Annotated in this window: 18 protein-coding genes; 2 read left to right on the forward strand and 16 right to left on the reverse strand. The window is 68.1% G+C overall.

The window, feature by feature from the left end; all coding sequences use genetic code 11:
- Positions 1 to 206: 206 nt before the first annotated feature.
- The 3 genes from deoC to ACPYN9_RS10165 form a co-directional block, all read right to left on the reverse strand.
- On the reverse strand, positions 207 to 899 hold the full coding sequence (deoC, locus tag ACPYN9_RS10155) for a deoxyribose-phosphate aldolase (RefSeq protein ID WP_424466231.1): 693 nt from the start codon (positions 897 to 899) through the stop codon (positions 207 to 209).
- On the reverse strand, positions 899 to 1,324 hold the full coding sequence (locus ACPYN9_RS10160) for an organic hydroperoxide resistance protein (protein ID WP_424466232.1): 426 nt from the start codon (positions 1,322 to 1,324) through the stop codon (positions 899 to 901). The genes deoC and ACPYN9_RS10160 overlap by 1 nt, the downstream gene beginning before the upstream one ends.
- Before the next feature lie 677 nt (positions 1,325 to 2,001).
- Positions 2,002 to 2,619, reverse strand: a complete 618-nt coding sequence (locus tag ACPYN9_RS10165) for a YitT family protein (protein WP_424466233.1) — start codon at positions 2,617 to 2,619, stop codon at positions 2,002 to 2,004.
- 90 nt (positions 2,620 to 2,709) lie between these two features.
- On the opposite strand from ACPYN9_RS10165, the gene ACPYN9_RS10170 reads away from it, so the two are divergent.
- Positions 2,710 to 3,210 (forward strand): Lrp/AsnC family transcriptional regulator, encoded by a 501-nt coding sequence (locus ACPYN9_RS10170; protein ID WP_424466234.1) that lies wholly within the window; start codon positions 2,710 to 2,712, stop codon positions 3,208 to 3,210.
- 42 nt (positions 3,211 to 3,252) lie between these two features.
- On the opposite strand, the gene ACPYN9_RS10175 is transcribed toward ACPYN9_RS10170, so the two are convergent.
- The 5 genes from ACPYN9_RS10175 to ACPYN9_RS10195 all read right to left on the reverse strand — a co-directional run bounded on the left by ACPYN9_RS10175 (position 3,253) and on the right by ACPYN9_RS10195 (position 9,382).
- Complete coding sequence (locus ACPYN9_RS10175) at positions 3,253 to 4,263, reverse strand: sugar phosphate isomerase/epimerase family protein (protein WP_424466236.1); 1,011 nt, start codon at positions 4,261 to 4,263, stop codon at positions 3,253 to 3,255.
- Positions 4,264 to 4,266: 3 nt separating this feature from the next.
- A complete protein-coding gene (locus ACPYN9_RS10180) occupies positions 4,267 to 5,502 on the reverse strand; it encodes a Gfo/Idh/MocA family protein (protein WP_424466238.1) in 1,236 nt (411 codons plus the stop codon).
- Positions 5,503 to 5,589: 87 nt separating this feature from the next.
- Entirely contained in the window at positions 5,590 to 6,663 is a 1,074-nt protein-coding gene (locus ACPYN9_RS10185; RefSeq protein ID WP_424466240.1) for a substrate-binding domain-containing protein, read from the reverse strand.
- A gap of 98 nt (positions 6,664 to 6,761) precedes the next feature.
- Positions 6,762 to 7,856: an ABC transporter permease gene (locus ACPYN9_RS10190; protein ID WP_424466241.1), complete on the reverse strand. Its 1,095-nt coding sequence runs from the start codon at positions 7,854 to 7,856 to the stop codon at positions 6,762 to 6,764.
- The gene (locus tag ACPYN9_RS10195) at positions 7,853 to 9,382 is read right to left on the reverse strand and encodes a sugar ABC transporter ATP-binding protein (RefSeq protein WP_424466243.1); all 1,530 of its coding nucleotides are present in this window, start codon (positions 9,380 to 9,382) and stop codon (positions 7,853 to 7,855) included. The genes ACPYN9_RS10190 and ACPYN9_RS10195 overlap by 4 nt, the downstream gene beginning before the upstream one ends.
- 168 nt (positions 9,383 to 9,550) lie before the next feature.
- Here ACPYN9_RS10195 and ACPYN9_RS10200 point away from each other — a divergent pair, with 168 nt between their 5' ends.
- Positions 9,551 to 10,738 (forward strand): ROK family protein, encoded by a 1,188-nt coding sequence (locus ACPYN9_RS10200; RefSeq protein ID WP_424466245.1) that lies wholly within the window; start codon positions 9,551 to 9,553, stop codon positions 10,736 to 10,738.
- Positions 10,739 to 10,781: 43 nt separating this feature from the next.
- On the opposite strand, the gene ACPYN9_RS10205 is transcribed toward ACPYN9_RS10200, so the two are convergent.
- The 8 genes from ACPYN9_RS10205 to ACPYN9_RS10240 form a co-directional block, all read right to left on the reverse strand.
- Complete coding sequence (locus tag ACPYN9_RS10205; protein ID WP_424466246.1) at positions 10,782 to 11,366, reverse strand: pyridoxamine 5'-phosphate oxidase family protein; 585 nt, start codon at positions 11,364 to 11,366, stop codon at positions 10,782 to 10,784.
- Positions 11,366 to 12,919 (reverse strand): CHAD domain-containing protein, encoded by a 1,554-nt coding sequence (locus ACPYN9_RS10210; protein WP_424466248.1) that lies wholly within the window; start codon positions 12,917 to 12,919, stop codon positions 11,366 to 11,368. Before ACPYN9_RS10210 ends, ACPYN9_RS10205 begins: the two co-directional genes overlap by 1 nt.
- A 116-nt stretch (positions 12,920 to 13,035) precedes the next feature.
- A complete protein-coding gene (locus ACPYN9_RS10215; protein WP_424466250.1) occupies positions 13,036 to 13,446 on the reverse strand; it encodes a DoxX family protein in 411 nt (136 codons plus the stop codon).
- A gap of 376 nt (positions 13,447 to 13,822) precedes the next feature.
- Positions 13,823 to 14,593, reverse strand: coding sequence for an alpha/beta fold hydrolase (locus ACPYN9_RS10220; RefSeq protein WP_424466456.1), 771 nt, complete (start codon positions 14,591 to 14,593; stop codon positions 13,823 to 13,825).
- 203 nt (positions 14,594 to 14,796) lie between these two features.
- Positions 14,797 to 16,083 carry an adenylosuccinate synthase gene (locus tag ACPYN9_RS10225; protein WP_424466251.1) on the reverse strand — a complete coding sequence of 429 codons (1,287 nt, stop codon included), beginning with the start codon at positions 16,081 to 16,083 and terminating at the stop codon, positions 14,797 to 14,799.
- A gap of 157 nt (positions 16,084 to 16,240) precedes the next feature.
- The gene (locus ACPYN9_RS10230) at positions 16,241 to 16,678 is read right to left on the reverse strand and encodes a DUF3151 domain-containing protein (RefSeq protein ID WP_424466253.1); all 438 of its coding nucleotides are present in this window, start codon (positions 16,676 to 16,678) and stop codon (positions 16,241 to 16,243) included.
- A gap of 84 nt (positions 16,679 to 16,762) precedes the next feature.
- Positions 16,763 to 17,206: a PaaI family thioesterase gene (locus ACPYN9_RS10235; protein WP_424466255.1), complete on the reverse strand. Its 444-nt coding sequence runs from the start codon at positions 17,204 to 17,206 to the stop codon at positions 16,763 to 16,765.
- A 41-nt stretch (positions 17,207 to 17,247) separates the two neighbouring features.
- Complete coding sequence (locus ACPYN9_RS10240) at positions 17,248 to 17,433, reverse strand: hypothetical protein (RefSeq protein ID WP_424466257.1); 186 nt, start codon at positions 17,431 to 17,433, stop codon at positions 17,248 to 17,250.
- Positions 17,434 to 17,499 lie beyond the last annotated feature (66 nt).

Consider the following 17,499-nt stretch of genomic DNA (forward strand, 5'->3'; position numbering starts at 1 on the left):
TGTGGTAACCCACATCCTCACGGAGGTTTTCGTTTCCCTCAAACCATCAAGCGTTCACAACGTCCCAGGTCAATACAACTAGGCGACCGAACCGACACCCGCGCCGCCCGCACCGGACCGCAGTGCACCGAGGCCCGCACCCCCGAAGTCGGGAGCGCGGGCCTCGTCGGGCGTGCGCGTTCAGTTGCGGGTGGTCACCAGCAACTTCAGGCAGGCAGGCCGTCGAGCACCGCAGCCGTTCCAGAGAGGCCGAGACGCGATGCCCCAGCCTCGACCATGGCCAGCGCGTCGGCGGTCGAGCGGATGCCACCAGACGCCTTCACCCCGAGCCGCTCGCCAACTGTCTTGCGCATCAGCGCGACGGCGTGCGTGGATGCGCCGCCGGCGGCCGAGAAGCCCGTCGACGTCTTGACGTAGTCGGCACCCGCAGCCTCGGAGGCCTCGCAGGCGGCCACGATCTGGTCGTCGGTCAGAGCCGCCGACTCGATGATGACCTTGAGGAGCGCGCCGGGCGCGGCCTCGCGCACCGCGGCGACGTCAGACTGCACAAGGTCGGCCCGGCCGGCCTTCAGCATGCCGATATCAATGACCATGTCGAGCTCGTCAGCGCCATCAGCGACGGCCCTGGCCGCCTCCGCGGCCTTAATCGCCGAGTGGTGCTTCCCAGACGGGAAGCCAATGACGGTCGCGATCTTCACGCCGCCCGCCTCACCCTGCACCGGCAGCATGTTCGGCGAGACGCAGATGGAGAAGGCCCCGAGCACCTTCGCTTCGTCGAGGAGCGCAGACACCTGCTCTGGCGTCGCGTCGGTCTTCAGGAGCGTGTGATCGACGATGCCGGCGAGCTCGGCTCGCGTGACCTGCTCGTCGTGTCCAGCTCGCTCGTTCAGCTCGGTCATCAGCTGACGACGTTGATCTGCACGTCGACGTTGCCGCGGGTCGCGTGGGAGTACGGGCAGATGTCCTCATGCGCGACGCGGGCGACCTCGGCGGTCTCCTCTTCGCTGAGGTTCGGAGCGTAGACGTCGTGGACCACGGACAGCTCGAAGCCGGTGGGCTCGCGCTTGCCGATGCCCACCGACGTGGAGACGGCGGCGTCCTTGGTGTCCTTGCCGAGCTGCTTTCCGGCTGCGTGGAACGCGCCGAGGAAGCAGGCCGAGTAGCCGGCAGCGAAGAGCTGCTCCGGGTTGGTGCCCTCGCCGCTGCCACCCATTTCCTTGGGAGGACGCGTGTCGAGATCGATGCGGTCGTCTTCCGAACGCACGTGGCCGTCACGGCCACCACCGGAAGCGTGGGCAATTGCGGTGTACACAGGAGTCGTCATGGCTCAATGCAACCATGTCTTCCGTCAGGGCCGCTCAGCGTGCCCCGAAATAGTGGAATATCACACAGCATCTGCGCCGATCTCAGTAAACCGAATGAAAGTCGATTCTCTCGCATAGAGTCGTGGATCGGTCCATTCCCGCAGGGCTTAAGAAGCTTGGTCAGAACGGGTTTCTGGGTGACCGACCAACCAGATGGCCGTCGGACGATATCCATGGACTAAATGCGCCTATTGAGACCCCCCGAGGAGTGCATTCCCTGCCGCATCTCGTGTTAGTTTCCTTCTCGTGATGAGCGCTACAGGCTCCATCCGAACTGCAACATGAAAGTGAAGCTGCTTTCGGAGGTAACGCCAACACATCCCCCCGATCGAGAGCCTTGGCTCGCGATCCACAACGGAACAGAGAGCAACCAAAAACTCCCCGCGCCGGCGTGTAACGCCGGGTTAGAGGAACGGCAGGCCCCAATCGACACCGGGGTGGGCGTCATCGGGGAACGACGCCCAACTGCACTACTCGCCAAGGCGACCGCGGCAGGGGACGATGGGCACCAACTTCGGGGGAGGTTGGTGCCCATCACTACTTTCATGAGGCACTCGCGCGCATGCGAGGCGACCTCCTGGGAGTCGAAGGGCGGTGAACCTCCGGGTTCGCCGCCCTTTTCACGTTCGGAGCGAGGTCACGACCCGAGGTATCTGCCCGGCCGGTGATTGAGCATGATGATGAGACTCAGGATCCCGGCCCCCAGCGCCGAGATGAGCACCAGCATCGGGTCGATGACCGAGAACGACGTCAGGACGACGAGCAGGTCGAGCGCGAGGAGCACGTACCCCGCCCGAATGCCGAACCGCTCCTGAATCACCAGCGCGACGACCGTGAACCCGCCGAGGCTCGAGTTGTGACGGAACAGGATCAGGAGCCCAACGCCGCAGAGCACGTTCCCGAGCACCGCCGCGTACACGGGATGCAGGTGGAGCTGCCCGACGCCGAGGGCCGTCGCGTGCAGCGACGCGAGCCAGGAGACGAGACCGATCGAGACCAGGCTTCGCACCACGAAGCGCCACCCTTTTCCCTTCGCGGCGAGGGCAAAGAAGGGCAGGTTGACGACCACGAAGATGACACCGAACGGCACCGGCAGCACGTACCCGAGCAGCAGCGACAGGCCGGCGGTCCCACCCGTGACCAGTCCCCCGGATTTCAGCAGGAAGAGGCCGAACGAGACCACGAGCGCACCGACGGCGAGGCCCGCGATGTCGTCGACAGCGCGATGTCGTGGGGGCGCGACGAGTTCAGGCATGCGCAGAGTTTCTCGAGTGCGGGTAGTCTGCGCAACACAACCCCCGACGGTTGATCAAAATGCGTAGTTCCATCAGTAGGAAGAGCAAATATGCCCAATCAGCATCGCTTTGACGCCCTGGATGCACGCATCGTGCGAGCGCTGGATGTCGAGCCGGGCGCCTCTGTGCTCGCCCTGGCCCGCGAACTCGGGGTCGCACGCAATACGGTGCACGCGCGGCTCTCCAGGCTTGAGCAGGAGGGCATGCTGGCGCCGGTCAGCCGGCGGCTCGACGCGGCCTCGCTCGGCTACCCGCTCACCGCATTCGTCGCCCTTTCGCTGAGCCAGAACGCGGCAGATGAGGCCTACGCCCGCCTCGGCGAGATCGCCCAGGTCGTGGAGGTCCACTCGACGACGGGAGACGCGGACCTCCTGGTCCGGCTCGTCGCGAAGGACACGAGCGACCTGCACCGGGTGACTCGCGCGCTGCTGGACCTGCCGGGCGTGACCCGTACCAGCACGACGGTGTCGCTCTCTGAGGTGGTGCCGTACCGGCTGACGCGCATCCTCGACGACATGGTCGAGGATGCGCGTCGGCCGGAGCGCTCGTAGCGCTGCCTGCCCAGTCTTGCCTGGTCAGTCCTGCTTGCCCGGTCAGTCCTGTTTCGTGGAGAACGCGGAGTCGAACGCCGCCTCCGACGGGCGGTACGAGGACAGCTTGCGCACGAACTCCAGCGCTTCGGGGGCGCCGACGAGGCGGTCCATGCCCGCGTCCTCCCACTCCACCGACAACGGGCCCTCGTAACCGATCGCGTTCAACATGCGGAAACAGTCCTCCCACGGCACATCCCCATGCCCGGTCGAGATGAAGTCCCACCCACGCCGCGGATCCGACCACGGCAAATGCGACGACAACCGACCATTCCGACCATTCGACAAGCGCTTCTTCGTGTCCTTGCAATGCACGTGGAAGATACGGTCCTGGAAATCCCACAAGAACCCCACCGGATCGATGTCCTGCCACACCATGTGCGACGGATCCCAGTTCAACCCGAACGACTCCCGATGCCCGATCGCCTCCAACGCACGCTTCGTCGTCCAATAGTCATACGCGATCTCCGAGGGATGCACCTCGTGCGCGAACCTGACCCCGACCTCCTCGAACACGTCCAGGATCGGGTTCCACCGGTCCGCGAAGTCCCGATAGCCCGCATCCACCATCGCCTCCGTCGCCGGAGGGAACATCGCCACGTACTTCCAAATGCTCGACCCCGTGAACCCCGTCACCGTCTTCACGCCCAGCGCTGCGGCCAGGCGGGCCGTGTTCTTCAGCTCCTCCGCGGCGCGCTGACGCACCCCCTCCGGATCACCATCGCCCCACACCCGGTCGGACACGATGTCCCGATGGCGCTCATCGATCGGATCATCACACACCACCTGCCCCTTCAGGTGGTTCGAGATCGTCCACACCTTCAAGCCGTTGCGCTCAAGGATGTCGAGCCGACCTTGGACGTACTCCGCGTCATCCCACCGCCACGGATCCAGATGATCACCCCAACAGGCAATCTCGAGGCCGTCATACCCCCACTCCCCCGCGAGCCTGGCGACCTCCTCGAACGGCAGATCAGCCCACTGACCGGTGAACAACGTGACAGGACGAGACATGGACTAGCTCCTCTGGAGTTCTGGATCGACGGTGGTCTGGGTCGGCGTGTCGGACGGCACGGGGATCGAGACCCACGCGCTGCCGTTCGCTGAGCTCTCTTCGACGGCCGCGAGGACGCGCTGGACGGCGAGGCCGTCGGCGAACGATGGCGCGGGCGAGCGGTGCGCCGCAATATCCTCGATGAGTTCCACGGCCTGGTGCGTGAACGCGTGCTCGTAGCCGAGACCATGCCCGGCCGGCCACCAGGCCTTGATGAACGGGTGGTGGTCTGGGTCGGTGACGATGATGCGCGTGTACCCGGCGGTCGTCTGGTCTGCGGTCGCATCGAAGTACTCGAGCACGTTCATGTCCTCGAAGTCGAACGCCAGCGAGCCCTTGGTGCCGTTGATCTCGAGGCGAATGGCGTTCTTGCGGCCGTAGGCGAAGCGCGTCGCCTCGAAGACGGCGATCGCCCCGCTCTGGAGGCGGCCGAAGAAGACCGCAGCGTCGTCGACCGTGACCGGGCCCCGCTCGGTGCCTCCAGTACCGGAAAGCCCCGAGAAGTCATCGGCGACGGGGCGCTCGCTCACGAACGTCTCCACCAGCCCCGAGACACCACTCAGCTGCTGGCCGGTGATGAAGTGGGTGAGGTCGACGATGTGGGCGCCGATGTCGCCGAGGGCGCCAGACCCCGCCTTCTCCTTATCGAGACGCCACGACAAGGGCGCGTTCTCGTCGGCCAGCCAGTCCTGCAGGTACTGCGCCCGCACCTGGCGGATGTCGCCGATGCGACCCTCGGCCACGAGCTGCTGCGCGAGACGGATCGCGGGCACCCGACGGTAGGTGAAGCCCACCATCGCTCGGACCCCCTGCGCCTCCGCGGCAACCGCGGCCGCGTTCATCCGCTCAGCCTCTGCGACCGTGTTGGCGAGCGGCTTCTCGCACAGCACGTGCTTGCCCGCCTCAAGCGCGGCGATGGCGATCTCCGCGTGGGTGTCACCTGGCGAGCAAATGTCGATGAGCTGCACGTCGTCGCGAGTCAGCAGCTCGCGCCAGTCAGTCGTGCTCGACGCCCAGCCGAGCTTCTCGGCCGCCTGGGCCGCCTTCTCGGCGTTCCGACCGGCCACCACACGCATGCGGGGCGCGAGAGGAAGGTCGAAGAACTTCGGGGCGTTCCGCCAGGCCTGCGAGTGCGCGGCCCCCATGAAGGCGTAGCCGACCATGCCGATGCCCAGCTCCTGCTGTGCGTCTTGACTCATTGTTCACTCTTTCGTTCGGGAGGCCAACGCGGGGCGGAGTCAGAGAGGAGGAGAGCTCCGCCCCGCGTGGACAGTGTGGGCGACTGGCTACGACTCGAACGCCGTGTCGATGTACTCGTCGACGTTCTCACTCGTCACGACAGGCGCGTAGAGCTGCACGAGACGCGGGACGCTGTGCGACGAGAGGTCGCCGAGCGAGCGGTCGTGCGCGATGAGGCGCGCGAGCTTGACGCCGTCTGCAGCCTGCGTCGACGGGTAGATGACGGTCGCCTGGATGACGCTGTCGCCTTCCTGGATCTCGCGCATCACGTTCGCCGAGCCGGCCCCGCCAACGAGGAAGAACTCGTCACGGTTGGCGTTCTCGATGGCCGACAGCACACCGACTCCCTGGTCGTCGTCGTGGTTCCAGATGGCGTCGATCTGCGGAGCCGCCTGGAGGAGGTTGGTCGCGGCCTGCTCGCCACCCTGCACAGTGAAGTCAGCGGCAACGCGGTTCGAGACCTCGAGTCCACAGTCGCCGAGCGCGTCGGCGAAGCCCTGGCTGCGGTCCTGCGTGAGCGGGAGCGAGTCGATGCCTGCGATCTCAGCGACGACGGCGTCGGGCTTGTCGCCGAGCTGCTCGCACATGTACGTGCCTGCGCTGACGCCCATGCCGTAGTTGTCACCGAGCACGGTGGTGCGTGCAGCGAACGGGCTCGTGAACTCACGGTCGACGTTGATGACGGGGATGCCCGCCTCCATCGCCTTCGTGGCGACCTCGGTCAGCGCTGCGCCGTCGAAGGGCAGCAGCACGATGGCGTCGACGCCGTCGTTGATGAAGCCCTCGATCTGGCTGATCTGCAGGTTCACGTCGTTCGTGCCCTCTGCGACGCGCAGCTCGACGTCCTCGTACTTGGCTGCCTCAGCTTCGGCGGCGGAGGTGATGGCGCCCATCCAGCCGTGGTCGGCGGCGGGAGCCGAGAACCCGATCACCAGCGGCTCGCCAGGCGCGTCGTTGTCGGATGCGGTGGCGTTGCCGCCCGTAGCCGTGTCGCCCCCGGTCGCCGCCGGGGTGTTCGAGAGGCAGCCGGTGAGCAGCAGCAGCGCCGAGGCCGCCGTCGCTCCCGCTGCGAGGATCCGGCGCTTCCGGGAAGCTGTCTTCCTGAAGGAACTCGTGGACATGGGGATCTCCTTTGATGCTGTCCTACTGGTGAGGTTCGGTTGGTTGTGCATGGTGCGGTCGGTGAGGCGCGGACGGGGCCGCGCCTGCGGGGAGCGGGTCAGGATGTCTTCGCGCGGGATGAGAAGCGCTGCTGGAGGAGGACGGCGACGACGATGATCGCGCCCTTCGCGATGGCCTGGACGGAGCTGTCCAGGTTCGCCTGGATGAAGATGTTGGTGAGCGTGGCGAAGATGAGCACGCCGAGCACGGTGCCCACGATCGTTCCGCGACCGCCGACGAGCAGGGTGCCACCGACGACGACCGCCGCGATCGCATCTAGCTCGTACAGCATTCCGTTGGTGGACGATCCGGCCGTCGTGCGGGCGAGCATCATGACCGAGGCGATACCCGCGGTCAGGCCGACCAACGCGTAGAGGTACATCGTGTGCCGCTTGACCTTGATGCCGGCGAGGCGAGCCGCCTCGGGGTTGCCGCCGACGGCGACCGTGCGGCGACCGAAGGTCGTGCGGTTGAGCAGGAACCAGCCGCCGACGGCGACGAGCACGAAGATCCACACGATGACGGGGATGCCGAGGAGGTCACCGCGGAACGTCTCGAGGAACGAGTCGACGTTGACGATCTGCGTGCGGCGACCTGCGATCAGCTCCGCGAAGCCTCGCGCGGCCACCATCATGGCGAGCGTCGCGATGAACGCCACGACCTTGCCGTAGGCGATGAGGACGCCGTTGACGACGCCGGCGCCCAGGCCCACGAGGAGCGACGTGAGCACGATGACCCACCAGCCCCAGGCTTCGGCGTAGGCCTGCGTCGAGAGGGTCGTCGCCCACACCGAGGCGAGCCCGAGCACGGACCCGACAGAGAGGTCGATGCCGCCGGCCGTGATGACAAACGTCATGCCGATGGAGAGAACGCCGATGATCGACGCCTGACTCAGCACAACCATGAGGTTGTCGACGCTGGCGAAGCGCTCCCCCGCCGAGACCGTGCCTGCGATGCAGAGCACGACCAGCGCCAGAATGAGGCCGAAGTTGCGGGCGGAGCTGCCGCGGAAGAACCCGCCGCGCTTGGCGTTGTCGCTGGCCACTTCGTGCTCGACGCGCGAGCTCTCGTTCGCTGCCGGGGCCGCTGGCGCGCCCTCGTCGTACGGCGAGCCGCCGTTCGGGGCGGAAGACTGGGGGGTCTGTGTGCTCATGCTGCGCTGCTTTCCATAACCATGTCGAGTACGGCGTGCTCATCGAGAGCGGATGCGGGGCCTTGGTGGACGACTCGTCCTTCCGAGACGACGAGCACCCGGTCGGCGAGGCCGAGCACTTCTGGAATCTCACTCGAGACGACCACCACGGCAGCCCCTTCGTCTGCCAGCTTGCGGATCAGGGCGTAGATCTCGGCTCGCGCACCCACATCCACGCCTCGCGTCGGCTCATCGAGCAGCAGGACCCGGCAGCCGTGGACCAACCAGCGGGCGAGCATCGCCTTCTGCTGGTTACCTCCGGAGAGGGTGCGGATGTCACGTTCGACACCGACCGGCCGCAGGTCGAGGTACTCCGCCTGCTCCTTCGCAGCCCGACGCTCGTCGCCCTCTTTCAACCACGAGAACGAGGCGAAACGCTGGAAGGTCGAGAGGGTGATGTTGCGGTAGACGGGCTCGTCGAGCAGGAGGCCCTGGCTCTTGCGCTCTTCCGGCGCCAGCCCGATTCCCGCGTTCACCGCGGCGGTGACCGAGCCGCGCTTCAGCGGCTTGCCCTCCACGGTGACCGTGCCGCCCGTCGCCTTACGCGCACCGTAGATGGTCTCCATGATCTCACTGCGGCCAGCCCCGACGAGTCCGGCGAAGCCGACAATCTCGCCTGCGGAGACGGTGAACGAGACGTCGGAGAAGACCTCGTCGAGCGCGAGCCCCTGCACGTCGAGCAGCACCGGTGCATCCGCCGGAAGCTCCGGCGACTCCGGGAACAGGTATTCGACCTTGCGGCCCGTCATGAGCGTGATGAGCTCGGCCGTCGGCGTCTCGCTGACGGGGAGGTTCTGGGCGACGGTGCGGCCGTCCTTCAGGACCGTGATGCGGTCGCCAATGGTGCGGATCTCTTCCAAGCGATGCGAGATGTAGATGATCGCGACGCCCGCCTTGGTGAGCTCCTCGACCACGCGGAAGAGGTTCGCGACCTCCTCCGAGTCGAGCACGGCTGAGGGCTCGTCCATGACGATGATGCGGGCGTCGTGCGACAGCGCCCTGGCCATCGAGACGATCTGCTTGCCCGCGGCCGACAGCTCGCCGACCTCGGTCGTCGGCGAGATCTCAGAGTGGCCGAGCCGCGCGAGGATCTCTCGGGTGCGCTGCTTCGCCTCGCCCCGCCGCGAGACACCCGCCGTGTCGAGCTCGTGGCCGAGGTAGACGTTCTCGGCAACCGTCAGCCCGTCGACGACGTCGAGCTCCTGGTACATCGTCGCGATGCCCAGCCCGAGGGCTGCGACGGGGTTGGGGATGGTGATGGGCTCGCCATCGAGCAGCAGCTGCCCCTCGGTGGGCTGGTGTGCGCCAGCGAGGACCTTGATGAGCGTGGACTTGCCCGCGCCGTTCTGGCCAAGCAGGCAGTGCACCTCACCAGGGAGGACGTCGAGGTCGACACCGTCGAGAGCCCGCGCGCCGGGGAACTGCTTCACGATGCCGCGCATCTGCAGGAGGGGGGATGGACCCGATGTTGGGTCTTCGTTGACCATGTGTCGAAAGCTACCGGTACTTTTGTCGACGGTCAAGCAAAAGTCGCTAGCCTGTTGCACAATTGAGACACGTCACTCCACGGAAGCTTTGCGTCAACGTTGACGAGCCGCGCGGTAACGTGTCGAAGTCGCACCCCACGACTGCGAAACCGAGAAGGGAGACGGCCCATGGTCATCGAACAGCTGCCCAAGCCAGCGTCACGCCAGCCAGGCCCAGGAGAGCTCTTCCAGATGCTTCGCGACGGCGCCCCGCGCACACGCGCCGAGCTCGCATCCGTCACCGGGCAGGCCCGCTCCACGGTCGCGACGCGCATCGACATGCTCATGACCGCCGGCCTCATCGTGACCGTCGGCGAAGCACACTCGACGGGCGGCAGACCGCCCGCGGTCTTCGCGTTCTCGCCAGAGAGCCGAGTCGTGCTCGCCGTCGACCTCGGCGCCACCCACGCCCGCATCGCGCTCACCGACCTGGCGTCGAACATCATCGCCGATGCCGAGGACAAGCTGCCCATCGACCTCGGACCCGACAAGGTGCTCGCCTGGATCTGCGACAAGGGCGACGAGCTCCTCTCCGACTCCGGCCGCGGTCGACGCGAACTCGTGAGCGTGGGCGTCGGCCTCCCCGGCCCCGTCGAGTTCAGCTCGGGGCGCCCCATCAACCCGCCCATCATGCCGGGGTGGGACGACGCCGACGTCGCGGGCCGCCTCGGAACGCACTTCGACGCACCGGTGCTCGTCGACAACGACGTCAACATCATGGCCCTCGGCGAGCACCGCAGCGAATGGGCCGACGTCTCAGACCTGCTGTTCGTGAAGGTCGCGACCGGCATCGGTTCTGGCATCATCGCCGACGGCTCCCTCCGGCGAGGCGCGCGGGGCGCGGCCGGCGACATCGGCCACATCGCCGTGCCAGGCGGCGAGAACACCCCGTGCCGCTGCGGCAACCTCGGCTGCCTCGAGGCCGTCGCAGGCAGTGACGCCATCGCTCGAAGACTCCGCGACGAGGGCATCGAGGTCTCCGGCAGCGCGCAGATCGTCGCCCTCGTGCGATCGGGTGACCTCAGCGCTGCGCGCGCGCTCCGCCAGGCGGGACGCGATGTCGGCACCGTGCTTGCCGCCTGCGTCAGCATGCTCAACCCGTCGATGATCGTTATCGGCGGCAGCATCGCCGAAGCTGGCGAACAGCTCATGGCAGGCATTCGCGAGGTCGTCTACTCGCGCTCCCTGCCGCTCGCGACCCAGCACCTCAGGGTCGTCGCCTCCAGAGCAAGGGGGGAAGCCGCCATCCTCGGCGCGAGCGCGCTCGCCATCGACCACGTGCTCTCAGCCGACGCCATCGACGCCGCACTCGCGTAGTGCGTGCCTGCAACGCGGTCCGTGGACGCGGTCAGGCTCGCCGCTACGGCACAACCCGCTCAGCATGCCAGGCGGTGCCGCTCCGCGTGAAGACGTACCGCAGGTGCTCGGCGCCCGACAGGTCGACCGCATCCATGTACCCGACGCGCAGCGCGACCCACGCGAACCGCGCGTAGGACGAAGATTCCTCGCCCTCATCGCCCTCATCGCGCGCGTCGGTCGCGGGCGGCAACGGCATTCCCGGGCGGCCGGGGGCTGCGAACAGCCCTCGGGTTCCGTCGCCGAACGAGCTCCACGCGGCACGGCGGAGCCCCTCATCGGCGATGACCTCCGCCCGCCCCTCGACGCGCAGCTGCACATCCGCAACCTCGTCATAGAACGTGATGGCTGCGAGCGGATTCTCCTCGAGCTGCCCCACCTTCGCCGAGAGCGCGTGCGTCGAGAAGAAGATCGTGCCAGACCCGGCGTCCACATCCCTGACGATGACCGCGCGCACATGCGGCTGGCCGGCGGCGCCGCTCGTGCCGAGGTACCCGAGCGTGAACGGAGTGCGGTGCGCCGCCGCGGCCTCGAGCGCCTCCCAGATCTGACTGGCGCTCGCCAGGTCGAATGCGTGAGCCTGCGACATCAGACGAGCTCGTCGAGGAGATCGCGGGCAGCCGTGAGGTCGGCATCGCGGCGGTCGCGGACGCGCTCCCGGGCGATCTCGAGCACCTCGACCGACTCACCTGGCCACTCCACCCCGTCGCCCGCCTCCGCCTGGACCCGGTCGATCAGCGCCGACAGCTCCTCCTCGAGCAGCGCCCCGTCCTGCACCACACCGAACGCCTTCGCGGCCCGCTTCCACGCCTTCCGCTCACCCCCGGGCTTCAGACCGGGCACGCCCTCCAACGCCTCGAAGCCGTAGCGAACCGCCTTCACCGCCTTGCGCACGTCATGCCAGCGCTCGACCCTGGCCGGCTTCTTCCGCGCACGGTCCGTGCGCGCCTCCACTCGTCGCATCGCGTCCCGGAGCGCACGCCGCATGGCGCCTCCCGCGCGCAGCTCCGCCCTCGCCGCGAACGGCGGATCGGCGAGGAACTCGACCACCGCGGCGTGCAGGGCGTCCCAACGCCGAGCATCAACCGCCGCTGAGAACGCCCCGAATGCCTCCGCATGGCGCACGTCCAGCCAGGCGAGCACGCGTCGCCGGACCTCATCGACACGCAGTTCAGTCTCATCCTCGGCGAGCGCGTCGAGCTCAGCGCCAAGCAGCTCCGCGAGCACCTCCGCATCACGGGGATCACCCAGGACACGACCCGCCCAGCGCAGCTCATCACGCAACGCGTCGGTCGCGCCGTCGTCGAAGACCTCGCGGAACACGGTGAGCAGGCTCCGCAGTCGACGCACGGCGACTCTCGCCTGATGCACGGCATCTGGCGCATTCGAGCGGGCGAGCGCCTCGTTCGCCTGTAGCTCACCGAAGCACGACGCGAGTGCGGCGACTACCGCGTCGCCGACCGAGCCGCGGGCCGAGATCGGTTGAGCCGGCTCAACCCCGGCGAGCGAGCGCACCATCTTCGACCGGTGCACCGACGGGACCAGGCCGGCCGCGAACAGCACCCGTTCGATCTCGTCGAAGACCGTCAGATCTGCATCGTCGACAAGCTCGACCTCAAACTCACGCCACTCGAGCTCGCGCTGGGAGCCGAGGCGAACAACACGGGCGTGCACCGCGTCCTCGCAGACGAGCGCGACGACCGGCCCCGCGTCGTCGGCGGCACTCCCCCGGATCTCGGTCGTCGTGCGCAACGTGGTCAGCTCCACGAGCGGCAGCACGGGTCGATCTCCGAGGATCTCGGCGAACTCGGCCCGCAGCTCCGGCGGCACCCGCCGCGGCGCGCCCACGGGCGCGTGCAGCTCGATGCGCTCGTCACCGCTTCGGGGCCGCTTCAGATGCCACCCCTCGTCGTCACCACCGGTTCGGCGACGCAGCACGCACCGAGCGCCGAGGATCGCGAGGTCTGGGGTATCGACGTACTCGGCGATCAGCTTCTCGGTGCTGGGCTCGCCCGCGGTCAGGCCGCCGCCGAGCGCCGAAAAGTCGGGGGCGCCCGCGTCGTCCGGAATGTCGTACTTCCGCTCAACCTCCCGTTGCTGCGTCGGCTGTCGCGTCTGCTCGCCCTGCACTTCGATGCCCATCCGGAAAGGCTAGCGTCCGCAGCTCAGCGCCAGGCGAGGCCGGACGCCTCGGCATCGGGCGGCGGGGCAAGGCGGGGGCGGCCCACGACCGGCGCTCCGCGGACTCGGCGCTGAGGTCACCGCGCTCGTAGGGCCGCCCTAATGAGCGGCACCTGCAGAGGAAGGCGCGCGACCGAGACCGCAAACGCGAGCGCGGACCCGGTGTTTCGCTTGCGAAGTGCGCGGCGCCCGAGGTCGACGCTCATCTGCGCGTTGGCTGGCCAGACGGCGAGCAGCACGGCGGCGCTCGCCAGGCCGGAGACGGCCCGGGTCGCGGGGTGCAGGAGTCCGAGTGCGCAGGCGAGCTCAGCGACGCCGGAGGCCACCACGAGCTCTCGGGCGCGCCCGCGGATCGGCTTGGGAATGATCGCTTCAAACACGGAGGGCTTCACGAGGTGGACCACCCCAGAAAGAGTGAAGGGCAGGACGACGATCCAGGGGATGACCCCGCTCGTGGTCCGAGAACGGTGCTGCAGTGCGTTCGCCATGCGAACATCTTTGGCCTCCCGGCCGAGCGCGGTCCCAGGCAGCGCCGGTCGATCTCGACTATGTCGCACCGCGACCGGCAGACCAAGCGGGGCCGACGGACCGAGCCGTCATCTGCCGGAAGCAGTCTCGCCAGCAGTCCCGGCGAGCGGGCGAGCGACGAGCAGCGGGCGTCGCCGCGCAGTCAGCGTGACGAGGGAAGCGTGCACGAGCCCTCCGCGCCGCACACGACCGCCACGTCACTCTGAGTGTCAGGACATCGAGGCCACTCGAGTCCGGAGCTGCCCCGTTCTCGGAACCGTCCCCCACCCTCAACCGCGGCGCTGCCGCGGGTCGCGTGCACCGACGCCCCCGGTTCGCGGGCGCGCCGCGTGCCTGTCAGCTGGGGTCGGCGTCGGCGTGCTCTTCGGCGAGGAAGGCGAGCGCCGCCGCGCGGAAGTCGCGGGAGCCTGGCGCGTTGAAGTGGTGCCGGTCGGGGATTTCGAAGAAGCGTCCTTGCGGTGCGGCGGCTGCGAGCGCCTTGGACCCTTCGATGATGCCGTCGCGTGACCCCGTCGCGAACAGCACCGGCTGCTGCGGCACTCGGCCCAGGTCTGGGTCGGCCTTGCCAGATGCCCGCATGCCTTCGGCGATCGCGAGCAGCGCCCGCAGGTCGTTGCCGCCGACGCGCTCGGTGAGGGCGAGGTAGTTCTGCGTCACCGGGTCCTGCACCGGCGTGCCGTGGTCGACGAACTCGCGGACTTGTCCGATGTCGAGGCGCCCGAGCGGCACCCCGTCGGGCACGCCGCCGAGCACGACGCGCGGGATCCGGTCGGCGAAGTCCTGCGCCACCTCCCAGCCGACGCGGGCGCCGAGCGAGTAGCCGACGTAGAGGGCCGTGTCGACGAGGTAGGCGTCCAGCACGGCTTCGACGTCGGAGGCCAGCGTGCGAATGTCGTAGTCGCGGCCCTCGTGGGGTTTGTCGCTCTGCCCGTGCCCGCGCTGGTCGAGTCCGAGCACGCGGTAGCCGGCGCGCAGCAGGTCGCGCACCCAGCCCGTGGCGACCCAGTTGTCTTTCGTGCTCGATGCGAAGCCGTGGACGACGACGACCGTCTGCGCGTCGGTGTCACCCCAGGTGTAGGTGGCGATGCGGTGGCCGTCGCCGACCATCACGAACTGGGGGTCGGGCAGCACGGTCAGGGCGGCGGGTGCGCTATTCACGTCGTCGATTGTCTCAGGAGCTGGGAGCCGCCGAGCGCACGCCCGCAACGCGGCGACGCGGGGGCATGCAGGAAGCCCGGACGCTTCCCCGGGGTGGGGTCGCGTCCGGGCTCCCGTCAGCCGAGCTTTCGGGCGATCTGCCGGTCGGGGAGTCAGTCGATGAGGTCGTGGATCTGGATGATCTCGTCGCGCTTCGGGCCGACGCCGATCGCCGAGATGCGGGCGCCGGAGAGACGCTCGAGCGCCTTCACGTAGAGCTGGGCGTTCTCGGGCAGCTCGTCGAAGGTGCGGCAGCTGGAGAGGTCTTCCGTCCAGCCGTCGAAGTACTCGTAGATGGGCTTGGCGTGGTGGATGTCGGATTGCGACACGGGCATCTCGTCGAAGCGGACGCCGTCGACGTCGTAGGCGACGCAGACCGGGATGCGCTCGATGCCGCTGAGCACGTCGAGCTTCGTCATGACGAAGTCGGTGACGCCGTTGATGCGCGCCGTGTAGCGGGCGACGGGCACGTCGTACCAGCCGGTGCGCCGGGGGCGGCCGGTGGTGGTGCCGAACTCGCCGCCGCGCGTGCGGAGCAGCTCGCCCCACTCGTCGAACAGTTCGGTGGGGAAGGGGCCAGCGCCGACGCGCGTGATGTAGGCCTTGACGATGCCGATGATGCGGTTGATCTGGGTGGGTCCGACTCCGGCGCCAGTGGATGCGCCGCCGGCGGTCGACGAAGAGGACGTGACGTAGGGGTAGGTGCCGTGGTCGACGTCGAGCATCGTGGCCTGGCCACCCTCGAAGACGACGTTGCGGCCCGCGTTGAGGGCGTCGTAGAGCTCGAGCGAGGTGTCGCCGACCATGGGGCGCAGGCGCTCGGCGTGCACGAGGAGCGCATCCACGATCTCGTTCACGGTGATCGCGCGGCGGTTGTAGACCTTCACGAGCAGGTGGTTCTTGCCGAACAGCGCGGCTTCGACCTTCTGGCGGAGGATGTTCTCGTCGAAGAGGTCCTGGACGCGGATGCCGATGCGGTTGATCTTGTCGGCGTAGGCGGGGCCGATGCCGCGACCGGTGGTGCCGATCTGGCGCTTACCGAGGAAGCGCTCGGTGACCTTGTCGAGGGTGGTGTGGTAGCCGGTGATGAGGTGCGCGTTCGCGGAGACGCGGAGCTTCGAGGTGTCGACGCCGCGTTCCTCGAGGTGGTCGATCTCGTGGAACAGCACGTCGAGGTCGATGACGACGCCGTTGCCGATGACCGGGGTCACTCCTGGCGTGAGGATGCCGGAGGGCAGCAGGTGCAGCGCGTACTTCTCGTTGCCGATCACGACCGTGTGACCTGCGTTGTTGCCGCCGTTGAACTTCACGACGTAGTCGATGCGGTCGCCGAGGAGGTCGGTTGCCTTGCCCTTGCCTTCGTCGCCCCACTGGCCGCCGATAATCGCTACGCCTGGCATGTGTGCCCCTGTTCTCTGTCGGATCGGCGCAGCTCGCGCCTGTCGTGTGCGTGGCCGAGGCCGCGCGTTGGGTTGGCCGCCCGGCGGCCCTCCCCTTGTTCCCTGCGTGTGGTGCCGGGCTGCTGGCAGCGGATGCTGGCCTGCAGCGGATGCGCGGCTAACTGCCCGCGTGCATCCGTTCGATCTCGGCGATGGCCTGCGGGTCGGCGTCGTGCAACAGTTCGGCGAGGCGCTCGGGTTCGCCCGCCTCGCCGATCTCGGCGGCGCTGCGCCGCAGCGCGTAGAACGCGCGCAGGACTCCACGGTTGGGTTCGTGTGACCAGGGCACTGGACCCTGGCCTCGCCATCCCGCTTTGCGGAGGGCGTCGAGCCCGCGGTGGTAGCCGACGCGAGCGTAGGCGTAGGCACCGATGGTGTTGCCGTCGGCGTGCGCCGCGTCTGCGAGGGCCGCCCATGCCAGTGACGAGGCCGGGTGCTTCTCGACGATGGCGGCGAGCGCGGCCTGGTCGTGCGGCAGGTTCGTGAGGTCGTCGACGACTTCTGGCTCAGCGGCGAGGCGTGTCTCGGGGATGCCGAGGAGATTGGTTCCGGTCACGGGACCCGATTCTATCCCGTCGCGCGTCTGGACCGGCAGGGTCGGCGAATCTGTGGACTGCTGGCTCGGTCGCGGGCTGCCAGGTCACGCCAGCGGGAAGATGGCGCAGGTGCTCGTCGCTGTGGCGAGCAGCACCTCGTTGGCGTCTCGCAGTTCCGCTTCGACGAACGCTGCCCTCGCGCCTGCCTTGACGACGCGGCCGCGCACGCGGACGGGGCCCGTCTCGACCGTCATGGGCCGCAGAAAGCTGACCTTGATCTCCAGCGACGTGTACGCCTGCCCCGGGCGGAGCGTCGTGTGGACGGCGGTGCCGCAGGCCGAGTCGAGGAGCGTCGCCGCGAATCCGCCGTGGACGGTCCCGATCGGGTTGTAGTGCGTGCGATCGGGCACTCCCTCGAAGACGACCTCGCCTTCGTCGAAGCTCACGACGGACATGCCGAAATGCGCGGCGATGGGGGCGATCTGTGCCCCGCTCGCGAGGTGGGCTCGCAGCTGCTCAAGTCCGGTCATCGTTGCACGGTCGGTCATGTCGCTCCCTTGCGCCGCGGCCCCCGAGATGGGAGCACACTCTACCAGGGCATGAAGGTGAAGAATGTGACGGCCACCCCGATGGAGACGGTGGCCCCGACGAAGCAGAGCGCGAGCAGCTCACCCGGCATAACGGTGCGCTGGTAGACGTCCCAGTATCGATCTTCTGCCCGTCGACGAGCGTCGGCCCCTGCGGTGCGGTCGAGCCTTCGTCGGTATCCGAACATATATGTAGCTTATTTAACTAAATGATCTGCTCCCAAGCATTGACAGCGCCCCCGCGGGTGCGTAGA

It is taken from the genome of Pseudoclavibacter helvolus, assembly GCF_049707175.1.
Taxonomy (GTDB): Bacteria; Actinomycetota; Actinomycetes; order Actinomycetales; family Microbacteriaceae; genus Pseudoclavibacter; species Pseudoclavibacter helvolus_A.

Coding starts and splice junctions, on each gene's coding strand:
- deoC (WP_424466231.1), bottom strand. CDS start 899: ATGACCGAGCTGAACGAGCGAGCTGGACACGACGAGCAGGTCACGCGA.
- ACPYN9_RS10160 (WP_424466232.1), bottom strand. CDS start 1,324: ATGACGACTCCTGTGTACACCGCAATTGCCCACGCTTCCGGTGGTGGC.
- ACPYN9_RS10165 (WP_424466233.1), bottom strand. CDS start 2,619: ATGCCTGAACTCGTCGCGCCCCCACGACATCGCGCTGTCGACGACATC.
- ACPYN9_RS10170 (WP_424466234.1), top strand. CDS start 2,710: ATGCCCAATCAGCATCGCTTTGACGCCCTGGATGCACGCATCGTGCGA.
- ACPYN9_RS10175 (WP_424466236.1), bottom strand. CDS start 4,263: ATGTCTCGTCCTGTCACGTTGTTCACCGGTCAGTGGGCTGATCTGCCG.
- ACPYN9_RS10180 (WP_424466238.1), bottom strand. CDS start 5,502: ATGAGTCAAGACGCACAGCAGGAGCTGGGCATCGGCATGGTCGGCTAC.
- ACPYN9_RS10185 (WP_424466240.1), bottom strand. CDS start 6,663: ATGTCCACGAGTTCCTTCAGGAAGACAGCTTCCCGGAAGCGCCGGATC.
- ACPYN9_RS10190 (WP_424466241.1), bottom strand. CDS start 7,856: ATGAGCACACAGACCCCCCAGTCTTCCGCCCCGAACGGCGGCTCGCCG.
- ACPYN9_RS10195 (WP_424466243.1), bottom strand. CDS start 9,382: ATGGTCAACGAAGACCCAACATCGGGTCCATCCCCCCTCCTGCAGATG.
- ACPYN9_RS10200 (WP_424466245.1), top strand. CDS start 9,551: ATGGTCATCGAACAGCTGCCCAAGCCAGCGTCACGCCAGCCAGGCCCA.
- ACPYN9_RS10205 (WP_424466246.1), bottom strand. CDS start 11,366: ATGTCGCAGGCTCACGCATTCGACCTGGCGAGCGCCAGTCAGATCTGG.
- ACPYN9_RS10210 (WP_424466248.1), bottom strand. CDS start 12,919: ATGGGCATCGAAGTGCAGGGCGAGCAGACGCGACAGCCGACGCAGCAA.
- ACPYN9_RS10215 (WP_424466250.1), bottom strand. CDS start 13,446: ATGGCGAACGCACTGCAGCACCGTTCTCGGACCACGAGCGGGGTCATC.
- ACPYN9_RS10220 (WP_424466456.1), bottom strand. CDS start 14,593: ATGGTCGGCGACGGCCACCGCATCGCCACCTACACCTGGGGTGACACC.
- ACPYN9_RS10225 (WP_424466251.1), bottom strand. CDS start 16,083: ATGCCAGGCGTAGCGATTATCGGCGGCCAGTGGGGCGACGAAGGCAAG.
- ACPYN9_RS10235 (WP_424466255.1), bottom strand. CDS start 17,206: ATGACCGACCGTGCAACGATGACCGGACTTGAGCAGCTGCGAGCCCAC.
- ACPYN9_RS10240 (WP_424466257.1), bottom strand. CDS start 17,433: ATGTTCGGATACCGACGAAGGCTCGACCGCACCGCAGGGGCCGACGCT.